Source organism: Virgisporangium aliadipatigenens (genome assembly GCF_016863615.1).
GTDB classification, from domain to species: Bacteria; Actinomycetota; Actinomycetes; order Mycobacteriales; family Micromonosporaceae; genus Virgisporangium; species Virgisporangium aliadipatigenens.
In genome coordinates, this window is record NZ_BOPF01000049.1 from 18,394 (window position 1) to 42,853 (window position 24,460).

At 71.7% G+C, this 24,460-nt stretch carries 22 protein-coding genes; 4 read left to right on the forward strand and 18 right to left on the reverse strand.

Annotated elements, in window-relative coordinates; genetic code table 11:
• Positions 1-125: 125 nt before the first annotated feature.
• From Val02_RS41725 to Val02_RS41755, 7 genes are all read right to left on the reverse strand, one after another.
• A complete protein-coding gene (locus Val02_RS41725) occupies positions 126-629 on the reverse strand; it encodes a flavin reductase family protein (protein ID WP_203904882.1) in 504 nt (167 codons plus the stop codon).
• Positions 630-639: 10 nt separating this feature from the next.
• The gene (locus Val02_RS41730) at positions 640-2,235 is read right to left on the reverse strand and encodes an ABC transporter permease (RefSeq protein WP_203904883.1); all 1,596 of its coding nucleotides are present in this window, start codon (positions 2,233-2,235) and stop codon (positions 640-642) included.
• Entirely contained in the window at positions 2,226-2,981 is a 756-nt protein-coding gene (locus tag Val02_RS41735) for an ABC transporter ATP-binding protein (protein ID WP_203904884.1), read from the reverse strand. Before Val02_RS41735 ends, Val02_RS41730 begins: the two co-directional genes overlap by 10 nt.
• 72 nt (positions 2,982-3,053) lie before the next feature.
• A complete protein-coding gene (locus Val02_RS41740) occupies positions 3,054-4,514 on the reverse strand; it encodes a sodium/solute symporter (RefSeq protein WP_203904885.1) in 1,461 nt (486 codons plus the stop codon).
• The gene (locus Val02_RS41745) at positions 4,511-4,897 is read right to left on the reverse strand and encodes a DUF485 domain-containing protein (RefSeq protein WP_203904886.1); all 387 of its coding nucleotides are present in this window, start codon (positions 4,895-4,897) and stop codon (positions 4,511-4,513) included. Before Val02_RS41745 ends, Val02_RS41740 begins: the two co-directional genes overlap by 4 nt.
• 45 nt (positions 4,898-4,942) lie before the next feature.
• Entirely contained in the window at positions 4,943-6,181 is a 1,239-nt protein-coding gene (locus tag Val02_RS41750; protein ID WP_203904887.1) for a hypothetical protein, read from the reverse strand.
• Positions 6,178-6,681 carry a SigE family RNA polymerase sigma factor gene (locus Val02_RS41755; RefSeq protein ID WP_308440053.1) on the reverse strand — a complete coding sequence of 168 codons (504 nt, stop codon included), beginning with the start codon at positions 6,679-6,681 and terminating at the stop codon, positions 6,178-6,180. The genes Val02_RS41750 and Val02_RS41755 overlap by 4 nt, the downstream gene beginning before the upstream one ends.
• A gap of 239 nt (positions 6,682-6,920) precedes the next feature.
• On the opposite strand from Val02_RS41755, the gene Val02_RS41760 reads away from it, so the two are divergent.
• Positions 6,921-7,265, forward strand: coding sequence for a plasmid mobilization protein (locus Val02_RS41760; protein ID WP_203904889.1), 345 nt, complete (start codon positions 6,921-6,923; stop codon positions 7,263-7,265).
• A 1-nt stretch (position 7,266) separates the two neighbouring features.
• Here Val02_RS41760 and Val02_RS48475 read toward each other — a convergent pair whose 3' ends face one another.
• The 8 genes from Val02_RS48475 to Val02_RS41800 form a co-directional block, all read right to left on the reverse strand.
• The gene (locus tag Val02_RS48475) at positions 7,267-9,561 is read right to left on the reverse strand and encodes a DUF4153 domain-containing protein (protein WP_203904890.1); all 2,295 of its coding nucleotides are present in this window, start codon (positions 9,559-9,561) and stop codon (positions 7,267-7,269) included.
• 27 nt (positions 9,562-9,588) lie between these two features.
• Positions 9,589-10,599, reverse strand: a complete 1,011-nt coding sequence (locus Val02_RS41770; RefSeq protein ID WP_203904891.1) for a HAMP domain-containing sensor histidine kinase — start codon at positions 10,597-10,599, stop codon at positions 9,589-9,591.
• Complete coding sequence (locus tag Val02_RS41775; RefSeq protein ID WP_203904892.1) at positions 10,596-11,306, reverse strand: response regulator; 711 nt, start codon at positions 11,304-11,306, stop codon at positions 10,596-10,598. The genes Val02_RS41770 and Val02_RS41775 overlap by 4 nt, the downstream gene beginning before the upstream one ends.
• Before the next feature lie 168 nt (positions 11,307-11,474).
• Positions 11,475-12,230: a LytR/AlgR family response regulator transcription factor gene (locus tag Val02_RS41780; protein WP_203904893.1), complete on the reverse strand. Its 756-nt coding sequence runs from the start codon at positions 12,228-12,230 to the stop codon at positions 11,475-11,477.
• 73 nt (positions 12,231-12,303) lie between these two features.
• Positions 12,304-13,509, reverse strand: coding sequence for a sensor histidine kinase (locus Val02_RS41785; protein ID WP_203904894.1), 1,206 nt, complete (start codon positions 13,507-13,509; stop codon positions 12,304-12,306).
• 81 nt (positions 13,510-13,590) lie between these two features.
• Positions 13,591-15,093 carry a sugar transferase gene (locus Val02_RS41790; RefSeq protein WP_239153742.1) on the reverse strand — a complete coding sequence of 501 codons (1,503 nt, stop codon included), beginning with the start codon at positions 15,091-15,093 and terminating at the stop codon, positions 13,591-13,593.
• A 161-nt stretch (positions 15,094-15,254) separates the two neighbouring features.
• Complete coding sequence (locus Val02_RS41795) at positions 15,255-16,697, reverse strand: DUF2142 domain-containing protein (protein WP_203904896.1); 1,443 nt, start codon at positions 16,695-16,697, stop codon at positions 15,255-15,257.
• 10 nt (positions 16,698-16,707) lie between these two features.
• Positions 16,708-17,565, reverse strand: a complete 858-nt coding sequence (locus tag Val02_RS41800; protein WP_203904897.1) for an Fpg/Nei family DNA glycosylase — start codon at positions 17,563-17,565, stop codon at positions 16,708-16,710.
• Between the two features lie 218 nt (positions 17,566-17,783).
• On the opposite strand from Val02_RS41800, the gene Val02_RS41805 reads away from it, so the two are divergent.
• Genes Val02_RS41805 through Val02_RS41815 form a run of 3 tightly spaced genes read left to right on the forward strand, consistent with a single transcriptional unit; the run spans position 17,784 to position 21,624 of the window.
• Positions 17,784-18,917, forward strand: coding sequence for a glycosyltransferase family 4 protein (locus Val02_RS41805; RefSeq protein WP_203904898.1), 1,134 nt, complete (start codon positions 17,784-17,786; stop codon positions 18,915-18,917).
• Entirely contained in the window at positions 18,914-20,377 is a 1,464-nt protein-coding gene (locus Val02_RS41810) for an O-antigen ligase family protein (RefSeq protein ID WP_203904899.1), read from the forward strand. The genes Val02_RS41805 and Val02_RS41810 overlap by 4 nt, the downstream gene beginning before the upstream one ends.
• Entirely contained in the window at positions 20,374-21,624 is a 1,251-nt protein-coding gene (locus Val02_RS41815) for an MATE family efflux transporter (RefSeq protein ID WP_203904900.1), read from the forward strand. The genes Val02_RS41810 and Val02_RS41815 overlap by 4 nt, the downstream gene beginning before the upstream one ends.
• Here Val02_RS41815 and Val02_RS41820 read toward each other — a convergent pair.
• The 3 genes from Val02_RS41820 to Val02_RS41830 are packed head-to-tail and all read right to left on the reverse strand — an operon-like array spanning position 21,590 to position 24,423.
• The gene (locus tag Val02_RS41820) at positions 21,590-22,966 is read right to left on the reverse strand and encodes an MATE family efflux transporter (protein WP_203904901.1); all 1,377 of its coding nucleotides are present in this window, start codon (positions 22,964-22,966) and stop codon (positions 21,590-21,592) included. The two genes, Val02_RS41815 and Val02_RS41820, sit on opposite strands and share 35 nt — an antisense overlap.
• A gap of 42 nt (positions 22,967-23,008) precedes the next feature.
• Positions 23,009-23,716, reverse strand: a complete 708-nt coding sequence (locus Val02_RS41825; RefSeq protein ID WP_203904902.1) for a CDP-alcohol phosphatidyltransferase family protein — start codon at positions 23,714-23,716, stop codon at positions 23,009-23,011.
• Entirely contained in the window at positions 23,713-24,423 is a 711-nt protein-coding gene (locus Val02_RS41830; RefSeq protein WP_239153743.1) for a phosphocholine cytidylyltransferase family protein, read from the reverse strand. The genes Val02_RS41825 and Val02_RS41830 overlap by 4 nt, the downstream gene beginning before the upstream one ends.
• Between the last annotated feature and the right edge of the window lie 37 nt (positions 24,424-24,460).

A 24,460-nucleotide genomic window follows, 5' to 3' on the forward strand; every position in this document is an offset into this window, starting at 1 on the left:
GTGAGGGGGTGCGGGGTTGACTTCCTGCGCACGGTAGGAAAGCCGTGCGTACCCCCTCAGCCGTCCCGGTCAGGCGGTGCGCCGAGCGGACGCAGGTGTGCGCCCAGTGGGACAGGTCACACCGTTCAGCGCAGGCCGTGGTAGCGGCCCCGGTGGTGGATCAGCGGCTCCCCGGGGGCGGCGGGCTCGACCGTCTCGACGGTGCCGTCGACCAGCAGGCCCCAGCCGAGTGCGCGGGCCTCCGCGAGGCGGCAGCCCGCCCAGGTCACCGGTCGTGCCGGCACCGGCCCGTAGGGCGTCTCCCGCCAGTTCTCCTGTTTGAACAGGCCGCCCGGCGCCGGCATGAGGCCCGCGAAGCGGTCGGCGAGTTGGGTGTCGCCGCGTTCGAGCACGGTGACCGCGAAGACGCCGGCCGTCTCGATCGCCGTCCACAGGTCGCTCTCGTCGTCGAGGTGTCCGAGCAGGTGCGCCGGATCGCCGTCGACGACGAGCGTGGAGGAGACGGTCAGGCCGGCCGGACCGGGCGCGGTCCACAGCGTGACCCCCGCCGGCAGCCGGCCGCGCAGGCGGCGCACCGGTGAGCGTTCGCCCTCCGGCGTGGCGAAGGGGTCCGTCGAGTGGATCGTCATGACCTGATTGTCACCGCCGCGGGATGACCGCCTGCAGGATCTCCGGTGCGCGTCCGTCGAGGGTGACTCCGGCGACCACCGTTCCCACCACGAGCAGGCCGCCGCCGAGCCCCAGGCCGAGGAGCAGCGTCAGGGCACCCGCCAGTTTCAGCATCAGCAGTGGAACGGACAACGCACCGCCGATCACCACTGTGCCCAGCGAGGCGAGCCCGCGCATCCCGCCGGTGCCGGCGCTCATGGCGAACGGGTTGGAGCTCTCCGGCAGCGCGTACGGCAGGAAGACCGAGAGCATGACCGCGATCGCGCTCGCGGCGCCGTAGGCGAGCACGGCCACGCCGAGCGCGGACAGGACCTGCCCAGCCGCGCCCGTCAGCAGGCCGATGACCGTGATCGACACCAGCAGCGGCGGCAGCACGAGCAGCCCCACGGCGGTCAACCGGGCGGCGACCTCGGTGCGGCCGGGGACGCCCGCGAGGACGTTCGCGGCGTACGAGGAGCCGTCGAAGCCGAACTGGTTGGCCAGCACCGCACCCAGGTACGAACCGGAGAAGACCACCGCCATCGCCAGGCTCGGCCCGCCGCCGCTGATGCGCAGTACCAGCGGCAGCACGACGGCCACCATCACCAGCACCGTCAGGCTCGAACGCCGGCGCGGCTCGCGCACCCAGTACCGCCACTCGCGGGCCACCAGCCCGGCGAACGTGCCGCGCGGCAGCCACCGCAGCGGCAGTGGCACCAGCCCACCGGCCGCCTTGGCCGGCGGCGGCTTGCGGGCGGACTCCCCCGCCCCGCCGAGCATGGCGCCCGGCAGCCGCACCGCCCACCAGAACAGCAGCAGCCCGATGGCCAGCACGGTGATCCCGGTCCGGGCCACGGCGGCCGGCCAGTCGCCGGCGGCCACGTCGGCACCGATCGCGTACGGCGCCCCGAACGGCGTCCAGGCCAGCGCCTGGGCGACCTGTTCGAGGCGGGCGAAGCCGAGTGACTGCGCGAGCGAGGCACCGGCCAGTTGCAGGGGACCCAGGCCGGCGGCCAGCACGGCGAGGATGAGCACCGCCCGGTCCCTGGTGCGGCGGGAGCGCAGGGCGGTGGCCAGCGCGGTGGTGACCGCACGGCTGGCCGCTACGCACAGGGCGAGCGCCAACAGCGTTCCCACAAAGGCGGTGAGGGCCGCACCCGGACCGCCGCGGACGGCGGCGGCGAGGACCAGGCCCTGGGTCGCGAACAGGGTCATCAGGGGTGGAACGCCGACCAGCGCGGCGGCCGTCAGGCCCGGCACCAGCACGCGGCGCGGCAGCGGCAGCAGCGCGAACCGGGCCGGGTCGAGCGTCTCGTCCACCCCGAAGACCAGCAACGGCATGAGCACCCAGCCGAGCACCAGGAAACTGCCGCCGAGCACCGCCATCACGAACGCCTCGCGTTCCCGGGTGACGGCCGTGGCGGCGAAGTATCCGAACCCGAGGATCGAGAACCAGAGGCCGCCCAGGATGCCGAGTACGGCGACGGCGATCTTCCACCCGCCGCCCCGGAACGAGTTGCGCAGCAGCCGCAGCTTCAGCCGGACGAACATCCCCGTGCCGGGCAGGGCGTATCCGTCTACAGCCACGCCAGCTCCGCACCCGTGGCGGTGCGGCCGCCGACCACCTCGACGAACACGTCCTCCAGCGGCCGGCCGGCGCAGACCTCCTCGACGGTGCCGACGCGGCGGATCCGGCCCTCGGCCATGATCGCGACGTGGCTGCAGAGCTTCTCGACGACGGCCATCACGTGGCTCGAGAAGATCACCGTGCCGCCGCCGCCGACGTAGCGGTGCAGGATGTCGCGGATCAGCGCCGCCGACACCGGATCGACCGCCTCGAACGGCTCGTCCAGCACCAGCATCCGCGGGGCGTGCAGCAGCGCGCAGGCCAGGCCGATCTTCTTCTTCATGCCGGCCGAGTAGTCGACGACGAGCGTGCGACCGGCGCGGGCCAGGTCGAGGACGTCGAGCAGGTCGCGGCTGCGTTCGGCGACCACGTCGCGGGGCATCCCGCGCAGCAGGCCGGTGTACTCCAGCAGCTCGGGCCCGGTGAGCCGGTCGAACATCCGTACCCCGTCGGGCAGCGTGCCGAGCGCGCGCTTGGCGGCCAGCGGGTCGTGCCACACGTCGCGACCGAGCACCTCCGCACTGCCCTGGTCGGGGCGCAGCAGCCCGACGGCCATGCTGAGCGTGGTGGTCTTACCGGCACCGTTGGGCCCGAGCAGCCCGTAGAACGAACCGGCCGGCACGGCCAGATCGACCCCGGCCACCGCGAGCACCCCGTCGAACCGCTTGACCAGACCTCTTAGCACGAGCGCGGGGGATTCGGTCACGTTCCGAAAGTATGCGAATGCTCAAGAGCGTGCGTCATCCGATGGGATTAGCTACTCATCGTTATCTATCGGTCACAATCTGAGAGCATCTGGGGAGTGCAGGCGGAGCATGATCCCGTTGACGCCCGCCGGCACCCGGTCCCGCGTCGCCAGCGACACCAACACCATCACCAGGAACGACAACGGCACCGTCCACGCCGCCGGCTGCGCCACCAGCGGCTGCGCCCACCCCGACGGCGGGCCCGCCAACACCGTCCACAGCACCGCGCAGACCGCCGCGCCCCCACCGGTCACGATCCCGGCCGCCGCGCCCGGCGCCGTCAACCCGCGCCACCAGATCCCCAGCACCAGCAGCGGACAGAAACTCGACGCCGCCACCGCGAACGCCAACCCCACCACCGTCGACACGTCCAGCGCCGACACCGGCAGCGCCAACGCCATCGGCACCAGCCCCGCCACGACGCTCGACAGCCGGAAGTCGCGCACCGAACCGCGACCCAGCACATCCGTCGACAGCACGCCCGCCACGCTCGTCAACAGCCCGCTGGAACTCGACAGGAACGCCGCGAACGCACCGGCCGCCACGAGCGCGCTCAACAGCCGCGCGCCGAACCCGTCACCGAGCATCGCCTCCGGCAGCACCAAAACCACCGTGTCCGTGCGCCCACCCTCGGCCAGTTCCGGCGTGTACACCCGGCCCAACGCCCCGTACAGCGTCGGCATCAGGTAGAAGAGCCCCACCAGGCCCAGCACCACGAGCGTCGTGCGGCGCGCCGCCTGCCCGTCCGGGTTGGTGTAGAAGCGCACCAACACGTGCGGCAGCCCCATCGTCCCGAGGAACGTCGCCAGGATCAGCGAGTACGTGCTGAACAGGCTCTCGCTGCCCGGCACCAGCCAGTCCAGGGCGTCGTGCCCGGCGATCGCCGGCCGCCCGTCCGACTGCCACGCCATCAGCAGGAACATCACCGGCAGCGCCAACGCCGTCAGCTTCAACCAGTACTGGAACGCCTGCACGAAGGTGATCGCCCGCATGCCGCCGAGCGCCACGTTCGCGGTCACCACCCCGCCCACGACGACGGCACCCAGCCAGTAGGGCGCACCGGTCACCGTCTCCAGGGTCAGCCCCGCCCCCTGCAACTGCGGCACCAGGTACAGCCATCCGATGAACATCACGAACAGCGTCGCCAGCTTGCGCAGCTTCCGGGAGGCCAGCCGCAGTTCGCAGAAATCCGGCAGCGTGAACGCCCCCGACCGGCGCAGCGGCGCCGCCACGAACAGCAGCAGCGCCAGATACCCGGCCGCGAAGCCGACCGGGTACCAGAGCACGTCGACGCCGTTCTTCAGCACCAGGCCGGCCACGCCGAGGAAGCTCGCCGCCGACAGGTACTCGCCGGAGATCGCCGCCGCGTTCCAGCGCGGGCTCACGCTCCTCGACGCGACCAGGAAGTCGGAGGTGGTGCGCGCCAGGCGCAGCCCGTATGCCCCGATGGCGACGGTCACCAACGTCACCAGCACGACCGCCGCCAGGGTCATGGTTTGCGGTCCACCAGTTCCGTGAACTCGTGCTCGGTCCGCTCGGACAGCCACACATACGTGGCGCCCACCCCGAAGAGAAACGGATACGCCAGCACGCCCAGCAGCAGCCACGGCAGCGCGATCCCGAACGGCCGCACCGCCGCCAGCGACGGCGCCACCGCGAACAGCAGCGGCAGCCCGCCCAGCCCGATCGCCACCACGGCCGCCATGCCCAGCGCCAGGCTCAACTGGGTGCGCATCAGGCCGCGCAGCACCGCCTCACCGACGCCGCTCTGCTCCTGGAGCTCGGCACGCACCTGACCGGCCCGCCGGTCGCGCGCGGCGTCGGCGAGCACCACCCGCACCCGCTGGGGAGGATCCTGCGAGGGCTCGACCGCCATGCCGGGCATCCTCGCAGGAGGCCACCCCTTTGTCAGATCCCCGGTTCAGCCCTTTGTCAGATCCCAGAGCCGGCGCGAACCGTCGGGCTCCGTCCACCAGACGTACGGGCGGGTCAGGTTCCCCGGCTCCGGGTGGTTCCACATGCCCTTGATCTCGCCGGTCGACAGGCGGAACCACGCGTTGGCCCCGATGTCCCACAGCAGCCAGCCGTCCGGCCCCCGGCCGATCACGCCGCCCGACACGATCGTCACCTGTTCCAGGGGAACTCCCAGCGAATACAGCTTGCCCTCGTAGTCGCTCGCGAGCGCACCGTTCGCACCGTCGTTGGCCACGCACAGCCACAGCCCGCACCGCAGCGGCCCGGCCCCGTTGTCGAACGCGCTCGGCAGCCGCCGGTCCGGATCGGTGCCGGTGAGGTCCACGATCTGCGTGCCGCCGGCGATGCCGTTCTGCACGTCGGCGGTGCGCACCGCGTAGTCGTGCCCGACGACCGTGGCCCCGCGCGCCGCCGGCACCTCGACGGGCTCCGAACCCGCGGTCAACGGCATCCGGTACACCGCCCCCGACTCGGTGCTCCACCACAGGTAACGCGAGCCGACCGCGAACCCGGTGATCAGCGCCTTCGCCCCCCGCACCTCCGCCACCTGCACCGCGGCGAAGTCGGTGTACGGGGCGTACCACAGCCGGGCGTACGGCTCCGCGTCGAAGGAGCGGTTGTGCGCGTACCAGCCGATCCCGGCGCCGCCCCACACCACCGGCTGGTAGGCGAACTTCTCCACCGAGTCGGCGTCGCCGAGCGTCGCCCGCTTCTCCGCCGTGCCGGCGTCGATCAGCATCGGCACACCGCGGTCGTTGCCGACCAGCGGCTGAACGACCACCACGCCGTTGATCGTCCCGGCCGGCAGATAATGCTGCCCGCCGGCGAGACTCGGCGGCAGCTTCAGGGGCTTGTTCCCGACGGTCCCCTCCTTCGCCCGCTCGGCCGGCAGCGGCGGCCGGTCGGCCGGAGTGCTCGCCGCCGGGCCGTTCGCGACCGGCGGCGCGTCGAACGCCGCGTCGCCGGACGGCCGCAGGACGAGCGCCGCCGCCGACAGCACCAGCACCGCCGCCACGGCCGACACCCCGGTCGCCGTCGTGCGCCGCCGCACGATGCGCCGCTGCCGGTCGCGCACCGCCGCGTAGAAGTCCGGCTCCGGAGCCGGAGCCAGTTCGGCCGCCGCACCGAGGGTGCGCGCCAGTTCGTCGTCCATCGTCGCCCGCGTCACCGGGTCCTCCGCGTTCATGACCGGGCCGCCCGCGCGACCGGGATCCAGTTCTGCCGCAACTTGTCCAGCCCGCGCGCCGCCTGGCTGCGCACCGTCACCCGCGAGACGCCGAGCAGCGCACCGATCTCCTCGTCCGTGAGCTGCTCGTAGTAGCGCAGGACGAGCACCGCCCGCTGACGCGGCGGCAGATGACCGAGCGCGCGCCACAGCCCCGCGTCGCCGTCGGCGCGCTCCAGCGCCGCATCCGTATATCCCTTTTCGGGAACGTCGTCCACGATGCGTTCCCGCCGTGCCCGGCGCCACCAGCTGATGTGCAGGCGGGCCATGGTCGTTCGCACGTAACTCTCGGGGTCCGCCTTGTGGCGCACGCGTGACCAGGAGGCGCCCAGCCGGGCCAGCGCCTCCTGGGTCAGGTCGGCGGCGTCATGGGCGTTGCCGCTCAGGACGTAGCCGTAGCGCAGCAGCGCGGCGGAACGGGACCGCACGAAAGTCTCGAAACCGTCCGCCTCCACAGCCACCCCCTCGCCATCTCCCGACGCACGAGGGGGCCGATCTGTTGCATGCCCCTCCGCAGGGCACACGGCGAGCGCTATCGAGGAGGTCTTCGTCAACGGCCCCACGATCCGGAAGAACCTGCGCGGGCGTGCGGCCACCCACATCGCACACGGCGTAACGGACGAGGGGCGAAAGCTGACAGTGGCTTCGTCTACTTCGTCGATCAGCTATCGGCATATCCGATCACAGCATGGGAGCGGTCATGAACAAGCCACAGGAGATCGATGAAGTGACCGGTCTCAGCGTCGCCGAGATGGAGGCGATCGCCGAAGACCTCTACGAGCACCGGCAGGAACCCGACGGCCCGGAGGTGCCGGTGGAGCACGCCCCCGAGATCCGTTCGGTGGTATCGGTACGGTTCAGCCGACGCGAACTCGACGACATCGCCGCGGCCGCGCGCGCGGCCGACCAACCGCTGTCCACCTACATTCGCAACGCCGCCCTCACCGCGGCAGTCACGGTAGACCTCGAGGCGGCGCACAGGGCACTGCACGCCGCCACCCAGGCGCTCGGACGGTTGGGGCGCAGTCTCGGTAGCGCCGCCTGAATCACCTGAGGCTGTAGCAGTTCGCGGCGTTGCCGGCCGGGTCCAGCCGCCGCGCCTCGGCCCGCCCGAAGTTGAACTCGTACCAGGCGTCGGGCTCGAGGCTCAGGCTCAGCTCGATGCCGGACAGGACGCAGTCGCGGTACGCCTTCGGCAGCCGGTCGAACGCCGGCGCCGCGTCGGCCGACAGCGATCCCAGGTAGTAGATGTCCAGCCGGCGTTCCGGATGGGCCTGATAGCGGCCGATGTTCCGGTCGGCGATCAGGCGGTCCGGGTTGAGCGCCGCCAGCGAGAGCAGGGCGACGACCGCCGTGCCCAGGACGGCGCGCGGGAGCCAGGCACCGTTCAGCCGGATGCCGGCCACGAGCACCATCACGAACACGATCCCGATGGCCACCTCGCAGACCGCGACCAGCAGCCGCAGCCGGGTCAGGCCGTACGCCTGCTCGTAGACGTGCATGCGCAGCAGCGCCGAACCGACCACGACGAGCGACAGCGCCGTGAGCGTGCCGAGCGCCGCGCGGATGGCGATGCGGTCGCCGCGGTTCTCCCGGGGTGCCTTGCGCACGGCGACGGCCAGTACCACGAGCGTCAGCACGGAGATGGCCGACAGCTGCCAGAACCCGTGCCGCGCGTACTCGGCGTACGTCAACCCGGCGGTGCGCCGCACATAGTCGTCCCGCCCGAACCACGCACCGAACTGCACCGCCACGAACGTCACGAACACCCCGTCGAGCACCACGGCCGGCAGCAGCCACTCGACGCGGCGCACCGGCTTGCGTTCGCCGGGTTCGACGGCGTCGAGCGTCGGTGGCCGGCTGGCCAGGTACACCGCGCCCAGTCCGCCCCACGCGAAGATCACGAAGCGCCAGCCCGCCCCGAAGAACCCGCTCGGGTCCACCTCCGGCACGAGCTTGTCCACGAGCGCCTCGAACGCCGGGTCGGCCGCCGCGAACAGGCCGCCGAAGACCACCACGAGCGCCAGCGTGACCCCGATGGCGGCGGCCATCCGCAGCGAGTGCGAGCCGGTCGAACGCCCCATCTCCCGCGAGGCGCCCCGCACGAACCACGGCGCGCCGCGGAATCCCGCGAACGGCGTGCTGAACGCCGTCAGGAGCAGCGTGCGGGCGGTGCGCCCACCGGCCACCGCCACCGACGCGCACACCACCGCCAACGGAACGCACAACGCGAACAGCCAGCCGGCCGCGCGCACCGTTCCCACGGAAAGAAGAGCGACGGCGGCGACGGCCCACAGCGCACGCGGCGACGGCGACCACCCACTCTCGCCGGATGCCCGAACGGCCGCCCGCCGGCTGGCCAGCACACAGGCGGCCGCCACCAGCCCGACGATCAGCCAGCCCACACTCGGCCCCGCCTGGAACCGCAGGAACAGCGCCGCGGTCGCGCCGATCAGACCCACGCCGGCGACCGCCGTCGGGGTCGGATCGGCCGGTTCGGGCCAGTGCCGCGTCAGGAAACCGGGTCGGATCCCCGCCGGCATCATCAGCCTCGGCGGCGCGGGAGGTGCCGTCACGGGGCGACCGGGATAGGCGGGCGTGCCGGCCGAGACGGGCTGGCCGGGGTAGGCCGGCATGCCGCCCGAGACGGGCTGGGCCGGATAGCCGGGGCGAGCCGGTCCGGACTTCGGCGGGAGCGGGCCCGGTGGTGCGGGCGGCGTTGCCCCGCCCGGCCCGGCGGTTGTCGCGGCACCGACCGGCGTCGGGCCGGCGGTGATCTGCCCGGCCGGTGCGGACGCGGGACGCACCGTCCCGGACGGGCCGGACGGGCCGGGACCAGACGGCGTGCCTCCGGCCGCAGTGCCCGCGGGCTGCCCGGCGGGCGCGGACGAACCGGCACCCCCGGTCGATGCCGCGCCCGGCGCCGAAGACTCCACCGGCGCGGAGTCCGGCGCCACGAACCCGAGCGACGAGGCCCCGCCCGCCGACGGCCCCACGCCCGTCGTCGAAGCCGCGGGCGACGCGCCGTCCGGCGCCGGGTCCCCATCCGATCCGGAGCCCGACCCCACACCCCCGGACGGCGCGACCGCCCGCACCCACCCCGGCCCGCCCGGCAGGGGAGGCGCCGACGCGGGCACCGCAGACGTCGGCACACCCGCGGCGTACGGCGGCGCCGAGACCGACCCGGCCGCCGGCATCGCACTCACCGGCGCCCCGCTGACCGGCGCCGACAGCATCGCCCACGAGTCGGGCGGCGCCGGCACCCAGTCGGGCGACTCAGGGGCGGCCCGCGTGAGCGGCACCCGCTTGTGCAGAAACACACGATCCTGGATCGGTTCCACGAAGAACCCCTCTCAGGGATTGAGTACTCAAAGGGCAGGGGGAGCAGGCGGCAGCGTCACCCGGATCACGCAGCCCCGGGCGCTGTCGACGACGCCGATCGAGCCACCGTGCAGCTCGACGACCCAGTACGCGATGGCGAGGCCGAGCCCCGTTCCACCGCCGGTGGCGCGCTGGCCACGGGTGAAGCGTTCGAACACGCGCAGGCGTTCCTCGACCGGGATCCCGGGCCCCTCGTCGGCCACCTCGATGACGCTGTCCCGCGCCTTCGTGTAGGCCCGCACGTCGACCCGCCCGCCGGCCGGGCTGTGCCGCACGGCGTTGTCCAGCAGGTTGACCAGCACCTGGGTGAGGCGTTCGCGGTCGGCGTAGACGGTCTCGTCGGGCGCGGTGACGTGCAGGCGTACGTCCCGCCCGGCGGCCGCGGCGGAGACCCGCGACTCCTCGACGGCGCTGTCGAGCAGGTCGGGCAGCGGCAGTTCGGCGCGGTGCAGCGGCTGCACGCCGGCGTCGATGCGGGACAGGTCGAGCAGTTCGGTGACGAGCCGACCGAGGCGTTCGGTGTTGGCCAGGGCCGTCTTGAGGGTGTCCGGGTCCGCGACCCCGTCCATCACGTTCTCGAGAACGGCCTGGATCGCCGTGATCGGCGTCCGGAGTTCGTGGGACACGTTGGCGATGAGCTCGCGGCGCTGCTGGTCGGCCGTCGCCAGTTCGGCCGCCATGCTGTTGAACGCCACCGCGAGCTGCCCCACCTCGTCGCGGGACGTGGCGCGCACCCGCCGGCTGTAGTCCCCGCGCGCCATCGCCCGTGCGGCGGCGGTCATCTCGCGCAGCGGTGACGTCATCCCGTGCGCCAGCACCTGCCCGATGGCGATCGCCACCGCGACGGCGGTGATCGACGTGAACGGCGGCACCCAGCCGATCCAGTACCGGAACACGGCGAGCCCGGCCACCCAGGAGACCCCGAGCAGGATGCTCAGCTTCAGCTTGATCGAACGCACCGGATCCAGCGGCCGCGGCAGCGAGTCCCAGAAACTCATGATGTCGGTGCCTCCAGTGCGTAGCCGATCCCGTGCACCGTCCGGATGAGGTCGGGGCCGAGCTTGCGCCGCAGCGCCTTGATGTGGCTGTCGACGGTGCGCGTGCCGGACGCGTCGGCCCAGCCCCACACGTCGGCGAGGAGGCGTTCGCGGGGCAGGACGGTGCGCGGCCGGGCGGCGAGCTGCACGAGCAGGTCGAACTCGGTCGGCGTCAGGTGCACCTCGACGCCGGCCCGGCGGATGCGGCGTTCCGCCCGGTTGATCTCCAGGTCGCCGATGGTGATCGGGGGTGGCCCGTCCGGCACACTCTGCGCGAGCTTCTCCATGCGGCGCAGGACGGCGTGCACCCGGGCGGCCAGTTCCCGCATGGAGAACGGCTTGGTGAGGTAGTCGTCGGCGCCGACGGCCAACCCGACGAGCAGGTCGGTCTCGTCGTCCCGGGCGGTCAGCATGATCACCGGCACCGGGCGTTCGGCCTGGATGCGGCGGCACACCTCCAGCCCGTCGATCCCGGGCAGCATGATGTCGAGCACGACCAGGTCCGGCCGGGCCGCCCGGAACGTCGTAACCGCCGCCAACCCGTCGTAGGCCGTGTCGACGATGAACCCCTCGGCGCGCAGCCGCGCGGCTACCGCGTCGGCGATCGCCCGCTCGTCCTCGACGACGAGCACCTTGCGCCGCTGCCCACCGATCTCACCCACGCTCATGTCACCGCTCCGCTTCGCTCCGCGGCGCCATGAGGCACGACTGCGCAGTGCCAGCCGATTCGCTCCCGCAAGCGTCCGCTCATGCCAAGCACCGTAGTGAGCACCGGTGTAAAGCCTCGGTGTGCGCTGTGAAGATTCCGTGCGCGTGACCGAAAGAGGTCTCTTCCGCTACCGCCAGTCCTGCTTCGCCGCCCGAACGAGCCGGTCCTTCAGCTCCCGGGTGTGCCGGCGCGACACGGGCAGTTCCCGCGAGTCGATGCTGACCACATATCCCCCACCGGTCAGCCGCAGCTCGGAGATGAGATTCAGCCGCACCAGGAACGACCGGTGGATGCGCACGAATCCCGCGTCGGCCCACCGTTCGGCGAGCGTCGCCAGCGACACCCGCACCAGATGCGAACCGTCGGCGGTGTGCAGTCGCGCGTAGTCGCCCTGTGCCTCCACCCAGTGCACGGCCGAACGGGGCAGCAGCCGCGTCGTTCCGGCGAGTTCGACCGGGATGGCCGGCTCGTCGTCGCGGCGGGACGCGTCGGCCTGCCGGGGTACGAGGCGCGCGGCCAGCACGCGGCGCAGCGACTCGGCGATCCGGTCGCGCTGCACCGGCTTGCGCACGTAGTCGGCGACGCCGAGGTCGAAGGCCTCGGCGGCCCGGTCGTCGTACGCCGTCACGAACACCACGGCCGGCGGCCGCGCGAAGCGCCCGAGCAGGCGGGCGAGTTCCATGCCGTCGAGGCCGGGCATGCGGATGTCGAGGAACACCACGTCGATGTCGGTGTCGCGGAGCACCCGCAGCGCCTCGGTGGGGTCGTTGGCGGTGTGCACGACCGCTACGCGCGGGTCGGCGCGCAGCAGGTAGGCGAGTTCGTCCAGCGCCGGCGGCTCGTCGTCGACCGCCAGCACCCGTAACTGAGGAGCACTCGTCATCTGTCCCCGCACAGCATCGGGGCAGCGCTGAAGGCGCCGCCTTCCTTCGTCGCCGCGCCGCCCCGCTGCGCGCTCATGTGTGTACCCGTACGGCGGGATGGAACTTGGGAATGCGCATGCTGACCTTCGTCCCCGCACCGGGCGCCGTCTCGACGACCAGCCCGAACGTCTCTCCGAACACCGACCGCAAACGATCGTCCACATTGGACAGCCCCACGTGCTGTCCCGCGTCGTGCCCCTCTTCGGCCTCGCCGCGCAGTAACACGGCCGGATCCATCCCCACTCCGTTGTCCTCGACGGTCAGGTGGCACTCGGCCCCCGCGTCGCTCGCCTTGATGCTCACCATTCCCGTGCCGGGCTTGCGGGACAGGCCGTGCCGGACGGCGTTCTCCACCAGCGGCTGCAGGCACAGGAACGGCAGGCCGACCGGCAGCACCTCCGGAGCGATCTGGAGGCGCACCTGGAGACGTTCCCCGAAACGGGCCCGTTCGATGGTCAGATATCGGTCGATGGAACGTAATTCCTCGGCAAGAGTGGTGAATTCACCATGCGCCCGGAACGAGTACCGGGTGAACTCGGCGAATTCCTCGATCAGTTCGCGGGCGAGTTCGGGATCGGTCCGCACGAACGACGCGATGGCCGTGAGGGCGTTGTAGATGAAGTGCGGGCTGATCTGGGCCCGCAGCGCCCGCACCTCGGCCCGGGCGAGCCGGGCGCGGGAGGTGTCCAGTTCGGCGACGGCGAGCTGGGCGGAGACCCATCCGGCGGTCTCCATGGTCGCCTGGACGAGCCCGGGCGCGACCGGCCCGGAGGAGAGCGCCGCCACCGCGCCGACGCAGGGCGCGTCGGGTGGCTGCAGCGGCACGACGACGGCGCCGCGGATCTCGCAGTCGATCCGGTCGCAGGCCAGGTCGCGGTCGACCAGGACAGTGGATCTTCCGGTCGCGGTCACCTTGGCCGCCGCGGTCACGATCTGTTCGCGGTGGTGCAGTCCCTCTCCGTCGAACGCCAACAGCTTCCGCCCGGTCGCCACGGCGAAGCCGGGGGCTCCGCTGAGTGACCGCAGGTGTCGAACGCTCTTCGCGGCAGCAGCCTCGGTGAGCCCCGCCCGCAGCGGCTCGGCGGCGAGCCCGGCGGTGTGCAGCACGGCATAGGTGGCCCGTTGCGCGGCCGTCGCGATGCCTCTGCGGGAACGGCGCGCCACCACCACGTACACCGCGCCGACGAGTGCGGCGAGTAACGCCGCCACCGCCAGCACCGCAGAAAGGTTGGCCCGCACGCGCCTGATCCTCACGTGCCGGCAACACTCACGCAATACACAGCGTGGTTGTGCCCGCTTTCATCTAGTTAGCAACGCGGGCTAGTAAGCGCCCTTGCTCCGCAGCACCACGCCGATGGTCCGCCAGAGGATGTGCAGGTCCAGCACCAGCGACCAGTTGTCCACGTAGTACAGGTCCAGCCGCACGGCGTCGTCCCAGGAGAGGTCCGACCGACCCGAGACCTGCCAGAGGCCGGTCATGCCGGGGCGCACCAGCAGCCGCCGCCGAACGTCCCCGAGGAAGTCGCCGTCGTCGGCCGGCAGCGGGCGCGGCCCCACGAGGGACATCTCGCCGATCAGCACGTTGATCAGCTGCGGCAGCTCATCCATGGAACTGGCCCGGAGGAACTTGCCGAAGGGGAAGACCCGCGGGTCGTTGCGGATCTTGAAGAGCATGCCGTCGCTCTCGTTGCTCTCGTCGAGCGCGGCGAGCCGGTCCTCGGCATCGGTGTACATGGTCCGGAACTTCCAGACCCGGAACATCTGACCCTCGCGCCCGGTGCGGGACTGCCGGAAGAAGACCGGCCCCTTGTCGCTGAGCCGGATCGCGATCGCGATGAGCAGGAAGACCGGCAGCAGGACGATCAGCCCCACGAAGGCGACGAGCCGGTCGAGAACGTTCTTCACGAGCCAGCCGACGCCCGAGAGCGTGGGCTCTTCGACGTAGAGCAGGGGGAGGCCCTCGACCGGGCGGATGTGCACCCGGGGGCCGGCGATGTCGGTCAGCTGCGGCGCCACGACGAGGTCGACGCCGGTGCCCTCCAACTGCCACGCGAGCCGGCGCAGCTCGCCCGGCTGCGAACCGGCGTTGCCGCAGACCGCGATCGTGTCGGCGTTGTGCTCGCTCACCAGCGACGCGATCTCCCGGCCGGCGTAGACGGGAACGGGTGCGCCCCGCCCGTTCTGCCGGGTATAGCCCTCGGTCAGCGAGATCGCGACGGGCACGAGCCCGGAGGAGGGGTTGCGGGTGATCGCGGCGTGCACCTCGAGCGTCTCGGGAAGGGTGCCCACCAGCACCATGCGATGCACGGCGAGCCCGGTCTTGTTCCGCGTGAGGTGCAGGATCGAACGGGCGAGATAGCGCAGCAGCAGGATGTAGGTCAGCGCGCCGAGCAGCGCCACACCGACGGTCATACGGGACAGATCCCGCTTCTGCGCGAACGCCATGAACGCCACCACGGCGACGACCGTCCACGACGCGCGGAGCGCCCGCTTGAACTCGTCGGTGCCGACGCCCAGGTAGCGGCGGTCGTAGCAGCCGTGCGCCCACAGCACTATCACCCAGCCGAGCGGCAGCAGCACGTACGCGATGACCGGGAACAGCTCGGTGGTACTGAGGCCCGACTCGGCCTTGTTGTCGAAGAGCGTGATCGACGTGAGGTCGGCGAACAGCGCGCCGAGGAAGTCGAGCAGCACGAGCGCGACGACGTACACCCGGTGCCACATGGGCGTCCGGCGGGTTCGCTTCCAGGCCGAGCGCGGCACCCCGTTGGTCTGCAACGGACGGTCGGGCAGGATCTCGAAGCTGTCTAGAGTCGGTTGCACTCTGTTGCTCCGACGGGATGAGGTGTCAGGCCGGTGGAGGCTTGTGGTCACTGCTACGAATCCTCCCCCGTGCGGCAGGGAGCCTCCACGGCGACCAGACCGTTCACGGCGCCCCCAGTGTGACACGACCCGCCACCTATCACGGTGACGACTGGCCGACCCTAGTGTGTAAATACTTTCCGTGTCGAGAGTCGAACGCTTATACCCTTTTTGTCCGACGTAGAGCGCATTCCCTGCGACCAAACAATCGCCGTCAGTAACAACACTCCAACCGGCACGATCACCAACGGTAGGAACGGCGGCACGGGCGGCAGCCAACTCCCACCGAACGGTGCAAAGCTTTGCGCGATGCCCACCTGGAACCTGGTCATCACCCGGGCGAGAGCGTACAGGTGAACGGGCAGGGTCGCCGCCACCAGAACCGTTGGCAGCCAAGGGATCCGGGACCCCGCGGAGGCTCCCACGAGCACCGCCCCGACCAGCACAGGAAGCGCATAGCGACCGTGTGAGAACCACCCGTGGCCCGGCACGAAAATGAACTCCAGGGCGATCAGCAGGGCGAATCCGACACCCACCAGACCCACTGTGACCAGGCGTTCCGGCCCCGGGCCGCGCACAATCACCCGCCACAGAACCACACCGATCAGCAGATACCAGAGCAGGATTGCCGCCGGCGAAATCGTTGTCTCCCCGTAACCGAACTGGCCGACGATCTGGTTCACGTAGAACGCCAACCGATGGTCGATCAACCCGGCGAACACCGACTCGTCACTGGGCGCACCCGGTCCCGCGCCCACGGGTGACCGCGCCGCCAACGCCCACGCTCCCGCCACGGCCGCCCCGATACCCACCGGCAGGCCGAACCGCACCCAGGTGTCCCTGCGTCGCAGCTCACCGGCGATCGTCGTCCGGCCCGCCAGGACAGCGAGTGCGAGCAGGTCGATCGCGAACAGCAACGGCCCCAGGTGCCGGAGTGTGATCAGGAGAAAACCGGCCACGCCGGCCGCCAGGAGCCCGGTGCGGTGCCGCAGATACGACAACCCCGCGGCGAACAGCAGCACACCCGCGGAGATCTCCAGCCCGTTCGGATTGATCGACCCGGCGAGGTTCACCACGGTCGGGGTCGCCACGAGCATCACGCCGGCGGCCGTGAGCGTCGAGATCCGCAGCGCGAACATCACCGCCGCCGCCAGCAGCAGCGCGTTCAGCAGAACGGACACCAGCCGCGCGACGAGCACACCGGTGCGGTCCGGCCACAGCTTCAGCGGGATGCCGACCGGCAGGTAGTAGACCGGGCTGTACCGCGCGGTGTACGTCTCGGTGGCGACCTTCGCCGGATCGCCCTGAGGACCCTGGCAGCTGGCCGGCTTCGGCGGCTTCGGCTTCCACGTGCAGTCCGGATCGGCCGGCAGGAGCGACCCGGGCACGTCGAACGACAGCCGGTGCGGCCCCCCGGGCAGCCACTGGCCGTCCACGACGGCGTACCCACGGATGATGTGGCGGCTCTCGTCGTACGTGCCGTTGACCGGCAGGGCGAGCGCCCACGCCGCCCCCAGCAGGACGAACCCGACGAGCGCCAGGAGAAAGGCCCGGCGGGGATTCACGCGGGTCAGGTTAGCGGACCAGCCTGGAGAGCCTTCGATCCGCGAGCGGCTTGCCACCCGTCTGGCACGTCGGGCAGTACTGCAGGCTCGAGTCGTGGAACGACACCTCCCGCACGGTGTCACCACAGACGGGACAGGGCAGCCCGGTGCGGGCGTGCACGGCCAGCCCCGAACGCTTCTCGGACTTGAGCGTCGCCGCCTTCTGCCCGACCGACTTCGCCACGGCCTTGCTCAACGTCTCCCGGACGGCCGCGTGCAGCCTGGCCATCACCTCGTCGGAGAGCCGGTCGCTGATGGCGAACGGCGACAGCTTCGCGGCGTGCAGGATCTCGTCGGAGTACGCGTTGCCGATCCCGCTCAGGATCGACTGGTCGGTGAGCACGCCCTTGATCTGGCCCTTCCGGGAGCGCACCCGTACTGCGAACGTCTCCGGATCGGCCGCCAGCGCGTCCGGCCCCAGCTTCGCCACGCCCGGGACGGTCTGCGGGTCCCGCACCAGATACGCCGCGAGCTTCTTCTGCGTGCCGGCCTCGGTGAGGTCGAAGCCCGACCCGTCGTCCAGCCGGACCCGCACCGCGATCGGCCCCTTCCCCGGCTTGAGCGGGGTGCGGCTCAGCTCGTCCCGGTAGTGCAGCCAACCGGCGCGGGCGAGGTGCACGACGAGATGCAGGTCGTCCCCGAGGTGCATGTCGAGGAACTTCCCGTGCCGCGACGCGCCCGTCAGGACCAGCCCGGCCGCGGCCGTCACCGGCGGGTCGTAGGTCTTCAGCGCACTGATCGCCGAGACCTCGATGCGCTCGATGGTGTGGCCGACGGCGCGTTCGCGCAGGAACGCGGCGAGCGCTTCGACCTCGGGTAGCTCCGGCACTCTCCCCGTCTACCCCTGTGGAGACGCTTGTGCAAGCGATTGTGGATAACCCCCAGACTTATCCACAGCCTGTGGACGAACGACCCCTCCGCCGCGCGGGCGGCCCTGTGGACAACGGCCGGCCGCGCCCATCCACAGCTGTGGATCACGTCGCCGAAAACCGGATCGAGTCGCCGGGAGCCGGAACAACAGGCGCCCCCGCTAGGCTCATGCGCGTCATGAAGGTCGTGGTCGCTCACAACCGGTACGTCTCGGCGCAGCCGTCCGGCGAGAACACCATCGTCGACGCGGAGATCGCCCAGCTCACCGCGGCCGGCGTCACCGTGCTGCCGTTGATCCGTTCGTCGGACGACATCGGCTCGCTGCCGAAGGCGCAGAAGGCCCTGCTGCCCTTCTCCCCCATGCGGAACCCGGGCGCCGTGAGCGAGCTGCGCCGGTTGATCCGTCAGGAGAAGCCCGACGTCCTGCACCTGCACAACCCGTACCCGTTGATCTCCCCGGCGGTGATCACCGAGGCGCGCAGGCACGGCCTCCCGGTCGTCCACACGGTGCACAACTTCCGGCAGGTCTGCGTCGCCGGCACCTACTTCCGCGACGGCCACGTCTGCACGGACTGCAAGGGCCGCGCCTTTCCGACGCCGGCCGTCCGGCACTCGTGCTACCGCGGCTCGAAGGCGCAGAGCGTGGTCATGGCCACGACGCTGAGCGTGCACCGGCGCACCTGGCTGGACGTTCCGCACTATGTCGCGCTGACCGGGACGATCGCGGCGCACCTGCGGGAGTTCGGGGTGCCGCAGGAGCGCATCACCGTCAAGCCGAACGGCGTCCCCGACCCCGGGCCGCCGACCCCACCGGGCGACGGTTTTCTCTTCGCGGGGCGCCTCACCGTGGAGAAGGGGCTCAGGCTGCTGCTCGACGCGTGGCTGAGCCATCCCGAGGGAAGCCTGGGCACGCTGCGGATCGCCGGGGACGGGCCGCTGCGCGGCGAGATACCGGCCCGCGGCGACGTCGTCTACCTGGGACAGCTCGACCGGGCCGGGATGGAAGCGGCGCTGCGGCGCACGGCCGCGCTGATCGTTCCGTCGATCTGGCCCGATGTGCTGCCGACCAGCATCATCGAGGGGCTCGCGCACGGGCGGCCCACGCTCGGCACCGACCTGGGCGGGATCCCTTTCGTGATCGGCGATACGGGCTGGGCCGTGCCGCCGGCGGAACTGGCCGACGCGTTGCCCCGCGCCGCGAAGGAGGCACCGTCCCGCGCGGAAGCCGCACGGCGCCGGTACGAGTCGGAGTTCACGCCCGAGGTCAACGTCACCCGACTGCTGGCGCTCTACGAAAGTGTGGCCCGATGAAGACCAACCTGGCAGCCGGCGCGATCATCGCCGCGGTGGCGGTGTCGGCCGTCGAGTTCTACCGGACCGGCAATGTGCTCGAGTCCCTCGAGGCGCTGGTCGCGGGGATCGTCGCGGCCGGCATCGCGGCCCTGGCGTTCTCGCTGCGGGGCATCACCTGGCGGGGGCTGGTCACCGGCGGGTTCTTCGTCGGGGCGGGCGTGCTGAGCTGGACGTTCAGCGAGACCAAGCTGATCGTGTGGGGCTTCCTCGCGGCCGAGGGCATCGTGTTCATGGTGCTCGCCTGGCCGTGGCTGCGGGATCTGCGCACGCTGCCCCGCATCGGCGGCGTGTGGCTCGGCATCGGCTACTGGATCATCGGCGTGGCCGGCGCGCTGCTCATGCTCAAGGTCGGCATCGCCGCCCAGCGGGTCGCCTACCTGGGCGTCTTCGCCCTGGCCGTGCTCGCCGTCCTGGCCTCCACCCGCCGCGACCGGGACCTGACGGTCGGGATCGTCGCCGCGTTCCTGTACGCGATCGCGGCGCTGACGATGGCCGGCTCCGGCGAGATGTTCGACGACCTGCACGCCGTGCCGTCGACCGGCTGGGGCGAGAACATGGAGCACCGCTTCTGGGGCGGCGAGTGGCTGCTCTACCACCCGAACTCCCTCGGCATGCTCGCCCTCGTCGTCGTCGTCCGGATCGGCCCGTCGGGCGCGTTCTCAAAGGTCCAGCGCGTCGGGGCGGTCGCGATCGGCGCCTGGTTCATCTACCTGACCAACTCGCGCACCGCGTTCATCTTCGCCGCCGCGGCCGCGGTCGTGTACGCCGTGCTGCTCTGGTGGCGGACCCGCCGCCCGGTCGTCGATCTCGCGGTCGAACGGCGTCCGTGGCTCGCGGCGGCGACGCCGTTCATCGCGCTGCTGCTGATCTTCGCCGTCTCCGGCGGCACCGGCGGCTTCCTCATGCAGGAACGCCACGACGGCGGCGGGGTCACCAGCGGCCGGCTCGACACCTGGAAGCAGGTCTTCACCGACTGGCGGGACGGCCCGGTGGTGGAGAAGGCGTTCGGCAGCACGCGCGACTCCCGGGCGACCGTGTACCGCGAGAGCAGCGGCGAGGACGTCAAGCTCACCACCGACAATGCGGCCGTCGGCGCGCTGCGGCGGGGCGGCGTGCTGGGCGTGGCGGCGTTCCTCGTGGGGCTCTACCTGCTGCTGCGCCACGCCGGCGTGTGGCGGATGCTGCGCGAGGCACCCGCGGTGCTGCGCCGGCGGGAGGTCAGCACGCCGACGGCACCCGCCTGGCTCGCGATCCTGGCGATCTCGATGCTGCCGACGATCATGACCTCGGACTGGCTGCTCGGCGGCACCGGCGGCACGCTGTGGATCCTGCTCCTGGCCGCCGAGGCGGCCGTGCTCCTCGCCGCGACCGCGGCCCCGGACGACACCCCCGCAGAGCCCGCACCCAGTTTCCCGTGAAACGTCGGCTCTCCGTCGGCCTGGTCGACCAGGCGGTCATCGCCCTCGCCAACGCGGCCAACCCGATCCTGGCCGCGGCGTTGTTGGACCGCCGGGCCGCGGGCATCATGCTGTTCGCCGTCGTTTTCGCCTATTTCGCGAACGGCCTGGGCCGGGCGTTCGTCTGCGAGGTGCTGCTGACGCTGGCGCCCCGGCTCGACGGCGAGGAACGCCGGACCCTCGTGCGCGACGGCGCCGCCACCGCGCTCTGCTACGGCGTTCTCGCGTCCCTGGTGCTGGTGGGCCTCTGGGCCACCGGCATCGACAGCCTGCGTGACCTGGTGTGGGCCGCTCCGGCCGTTCCACTGATACTGCTGCAGGACACCGGGCGGCACACGGCGCTCGCGGACGGCAAGCCGGCACGGGCCCTCGTGATCGACGCGACCTGGGTGGGCACGCAGGCGGCGCTGATCGCGGTCCTCGTCGTCGCGGACGCGGTACGCGGCGCGACCCTGCTGCTGGCGTGGGGGACCGGCGCGTCGGTGGCGGCGGGCCTGTGGCTGCTGCGCGATCGCGTCAACCCGCTCCGCGGCACCCCGCGCGGCTGGATCACCCGGACCCGGCACCTCGCGGGGTGGTTCACCGCCACCGCGCTGGTCGGGCAGACGCACACGCTGGTCATCGCCACCAGCGTCGTGAACTTCCTCGACCCGGTCGCGCTCGCCATCCTGCGCCTGGCCCAGACCGGTGTGCTGCAGCCCGTGCAGAACCTCGTGACGGCCATGAACTCCATGCTGGTGCCGCGCGCCTCCCGACTCGCGGCCGCCGGTGACGCCCAGGGACTGCGCCGCCAGACGTTCCGGATGGCGGGCGGGTTGGGCGCGCTCGGCGTGGTGATCGCCGTGATCGCCGCCCTGTCGGCGCGGCCGTTCCTCGAACTGGCGCTGCCGAAGTACGTCGACGCCGCGACGCTGGCCGTCCCGATCGCGATCCAGGCGACGATCTACCTGCTGCAGGTGCCGTTCACGGCGGCGCTGCGCGGGATGCACCGGCCGAAGTCGCTGCTGGTGCAGTACCTGATCTTCTCGGCGGTGAGCCTGACCGGCCTGGTCCTCGGGGCCTGGCTGGGCGGCCTGCGGGCGGCGGTGTGGGGGCTGGCGTTCGGGTCGGCGTTCGGCCTGGGGGTGATGATCGCGCAGTACCTGCTGGCGGAACGCGCGCTCCGGGCGGGCGCTACACCAGCTCCGTCGCCGGCTCCGGCTCCGTGACCCACGTCTCGGCGTCGGCGTCTCCGAGGTGGCGCAGCGCGTTGGCGTAGAGCGCGACGCTCGCCACCAACCCGATCGCCGCGCCGACCGCCAGGCCCCACGCGGCGCCGGTCAGCCCGTCGGCCTCCGCCCCTACGATCAGCCCCACGACGCTGGCGCTCGCGTAGATCGCGTACTGGACGAGATGTGCCTTGGCCCGGTGCATCCCGCGCAGCGCGGCCGTGAACGGCGCCTGCACCAGGTAGATCGCCCCCTGCAGCAGCACCGGCAGGGCCAGCGGCGCCACATCGGCGAACCGGTGCACGTGACTCAGCACGAACGACCCCAGCGGCGCACCGACGGCGACCATGAGCACCGCCAGCCCGCTGAACGCCACGGACATCCGGAACACCTGCCGCCGCAGCGTCGCGCTCGGATCCGCCACGGCGACGGCGGCCGACGGGTCCTCCGACGCGGCGGCGTTCTCCGTGGAGGTGCGCTGCGCCGGCACCACGGCTGCGCCGGAGAGCCGTGACATGCGCGGCACGAGCAGGCTGATCAACGCCTGGTTCACGTTCTGAACGGGCTGCAGCATCGTCGTCTGCGCCAGCTTGAAGCCGGCCAGCGCGCCCGGGGTGAGCCGGCCCGCCATGAGGAAGTTGGTGGCGAGCCCGTGCGCCTGGGCGATCACGGCCGTCGCCGTGAACCAGCCCGACAGGAACCGAGTCTGCCGGAACCACACCCGCGGCCGCCCGGCCCACGGCACGTGCCGCGTGCGCACGCAGAACAGCGCCACGCCGGCACACGCGCCGAGCCCCCACGCCATGATCAGCGTCGGCCCGCCGACCAGCCCGGTCGCCGCCAACACCCCGATGGCGGCGAACTGCGTGCTCGCGTACGCCACGTTGATCACCAGCGCCGAGGACGGCTTGCGTTCGGCCAGGTACGTGTAGCGGGCCGCGTCGTGCATCAGCAGCACCGGCAGGAACACCGCCAGGTACACGAGGTCACTGAGATCGATCCGCCAGCCGCGGGGCCAGACCGCCCAGACGCCCACGAGCAGGAGCCCGGCGCCCGCGCCGATCGTCAGGGCGGCGGTGAGCCCGTGGCGCACCAGCTCCCGGCGCCGCTCCTCGCCCTCGCGGGCGGCGACCGCCAGCAGCACCTCACCCACGAACGCCCGCCCGAGCCCGATCACCGCGTACCCGATCGCGATCGCGAGCAGCAGGTCGTCGGCACGCGCGCGCGGATGCACCAGCAGCACCCCGAGCAGGGTGGTGCCGGCGTTGGCGACCGCGATGACGATCTGGTCCGCGAGCCCCGCACCGACCCACCGGGCCGTCTTGAACCTCGCCCCCAGCATGGCCGGGATGGTAACAATGTCGGCTGACCGCCGGGCGAACGCTCAGGTGGTGCGGCTGCTCGCCTGCGCCGTCGCGACGATGCTCACGAGCAGGAAGACCCCGTTGATCAGGGAAAACGCGACCATGCCCCAGATCGCCCACTGCGGCACGAACGCGATGACCAGTCCGATCCCCAGTACCACGGCCCCGTAGTCGCGGATCAGTTTGATCACCTGGATCACCGGTGAACCGCTCGCGATCAGGCTCTGGGCGGTCTCGCCCTGCTGGAGCAGCGAGGTCACGATGTTGACCAGCCACGTCCCCGCGAACGCCGCCGTCAGCCACACCGGCGGCTCGGGCGTGTGCCGCGCGGCCACCGTGGCGACGGCCGCCACGAGGGCGATCTGCAGCGCCACGTCGCACAGGATGTCGATCCGCTTACCGGCGGCGCTGGTGCGCCCGGTGACCCGGGCGAGCTGCCCGTCCCCGCAGTCGAGCGCGTAGGCGAACTGCCACAACAGGGTGGCCACCAGCCCGATGAGCACCGAGGAGACCCGACCCTGGCCGGCGATCACCACCGCCGCCGCGGCCAGGCCGAGCACCAGGTTGCCAAGCGTGAGCGTGGTCGGCGCGTAGCCCCGCCGGTGGGCGAAGACCGCGCTCCACGCGCCGAGCCGCTGGCTGACGGCCATCGTGTACAGCCCACCGCCCCGGTTGGTCGCCAGGAAGTCGGCGGCGCTCGGAAGGCGGTCGGCGTCCACTGCACTCATGAAACGGCTCGGTGATGGAGGGCGTTGGCGCGGGCCAGGTCGGGCTCGAAGTCGACCTCGACGCAGTCGTACTCGCTGATGTCGACCGCGGCCACCCGCAGGCCGTCCTCGGCGATGGCCGTCTCCAGACCCCGTTCGAAATAGTCCTGGTCCTCGCAGGCGGCCAGGTGCCGGATGAAGACCGGGCGGTCGGCGGCGGCCAGGAAGTTGATCCCGACGGCCTCGCCGAGCCCGCCGACGACCTGCTTGGAGAGGTCCTTGACGAAGCCGTCGCCGTCGAGCGTGTACTTGATCTCCTCGTCGGCGACGCTCTCGGTGTTGACCGCCACGAACGTGTGCCCCGCCGCCATGTGCGCGCGCAGCGACGCGAGCAGGCCGGGCACGAAGACGACGTCGCCGTTGAGCCACATGACGTCGCCGGGCGGGGCCAGGGTCAACGCCTTGAGCAGGCTCTTCGAGGTGTTCGTCTGGTCGTACAGCTCGTTGTAGACGAAGGCGGCGTCGGCGGCCGCGGCCTCCATGATCAGATCCATCTTGAACCCGACCACGACGGTCACGTGCACCTCGGACCCGAACTCGTCACGCAGGTGATCGAGCTGCTGGCGCAGGATGCTCCGGCCGTCGGACAGCGGCGTCAGCGGCTTCGGGTGCGGTCGCCCGAGCCTGGTACCCATGCCCGCGGCAAGGATCACCACATTCAACGACACCAAGATGTCCCTTCGAGTTCACGGTCCGGCCCCTGCG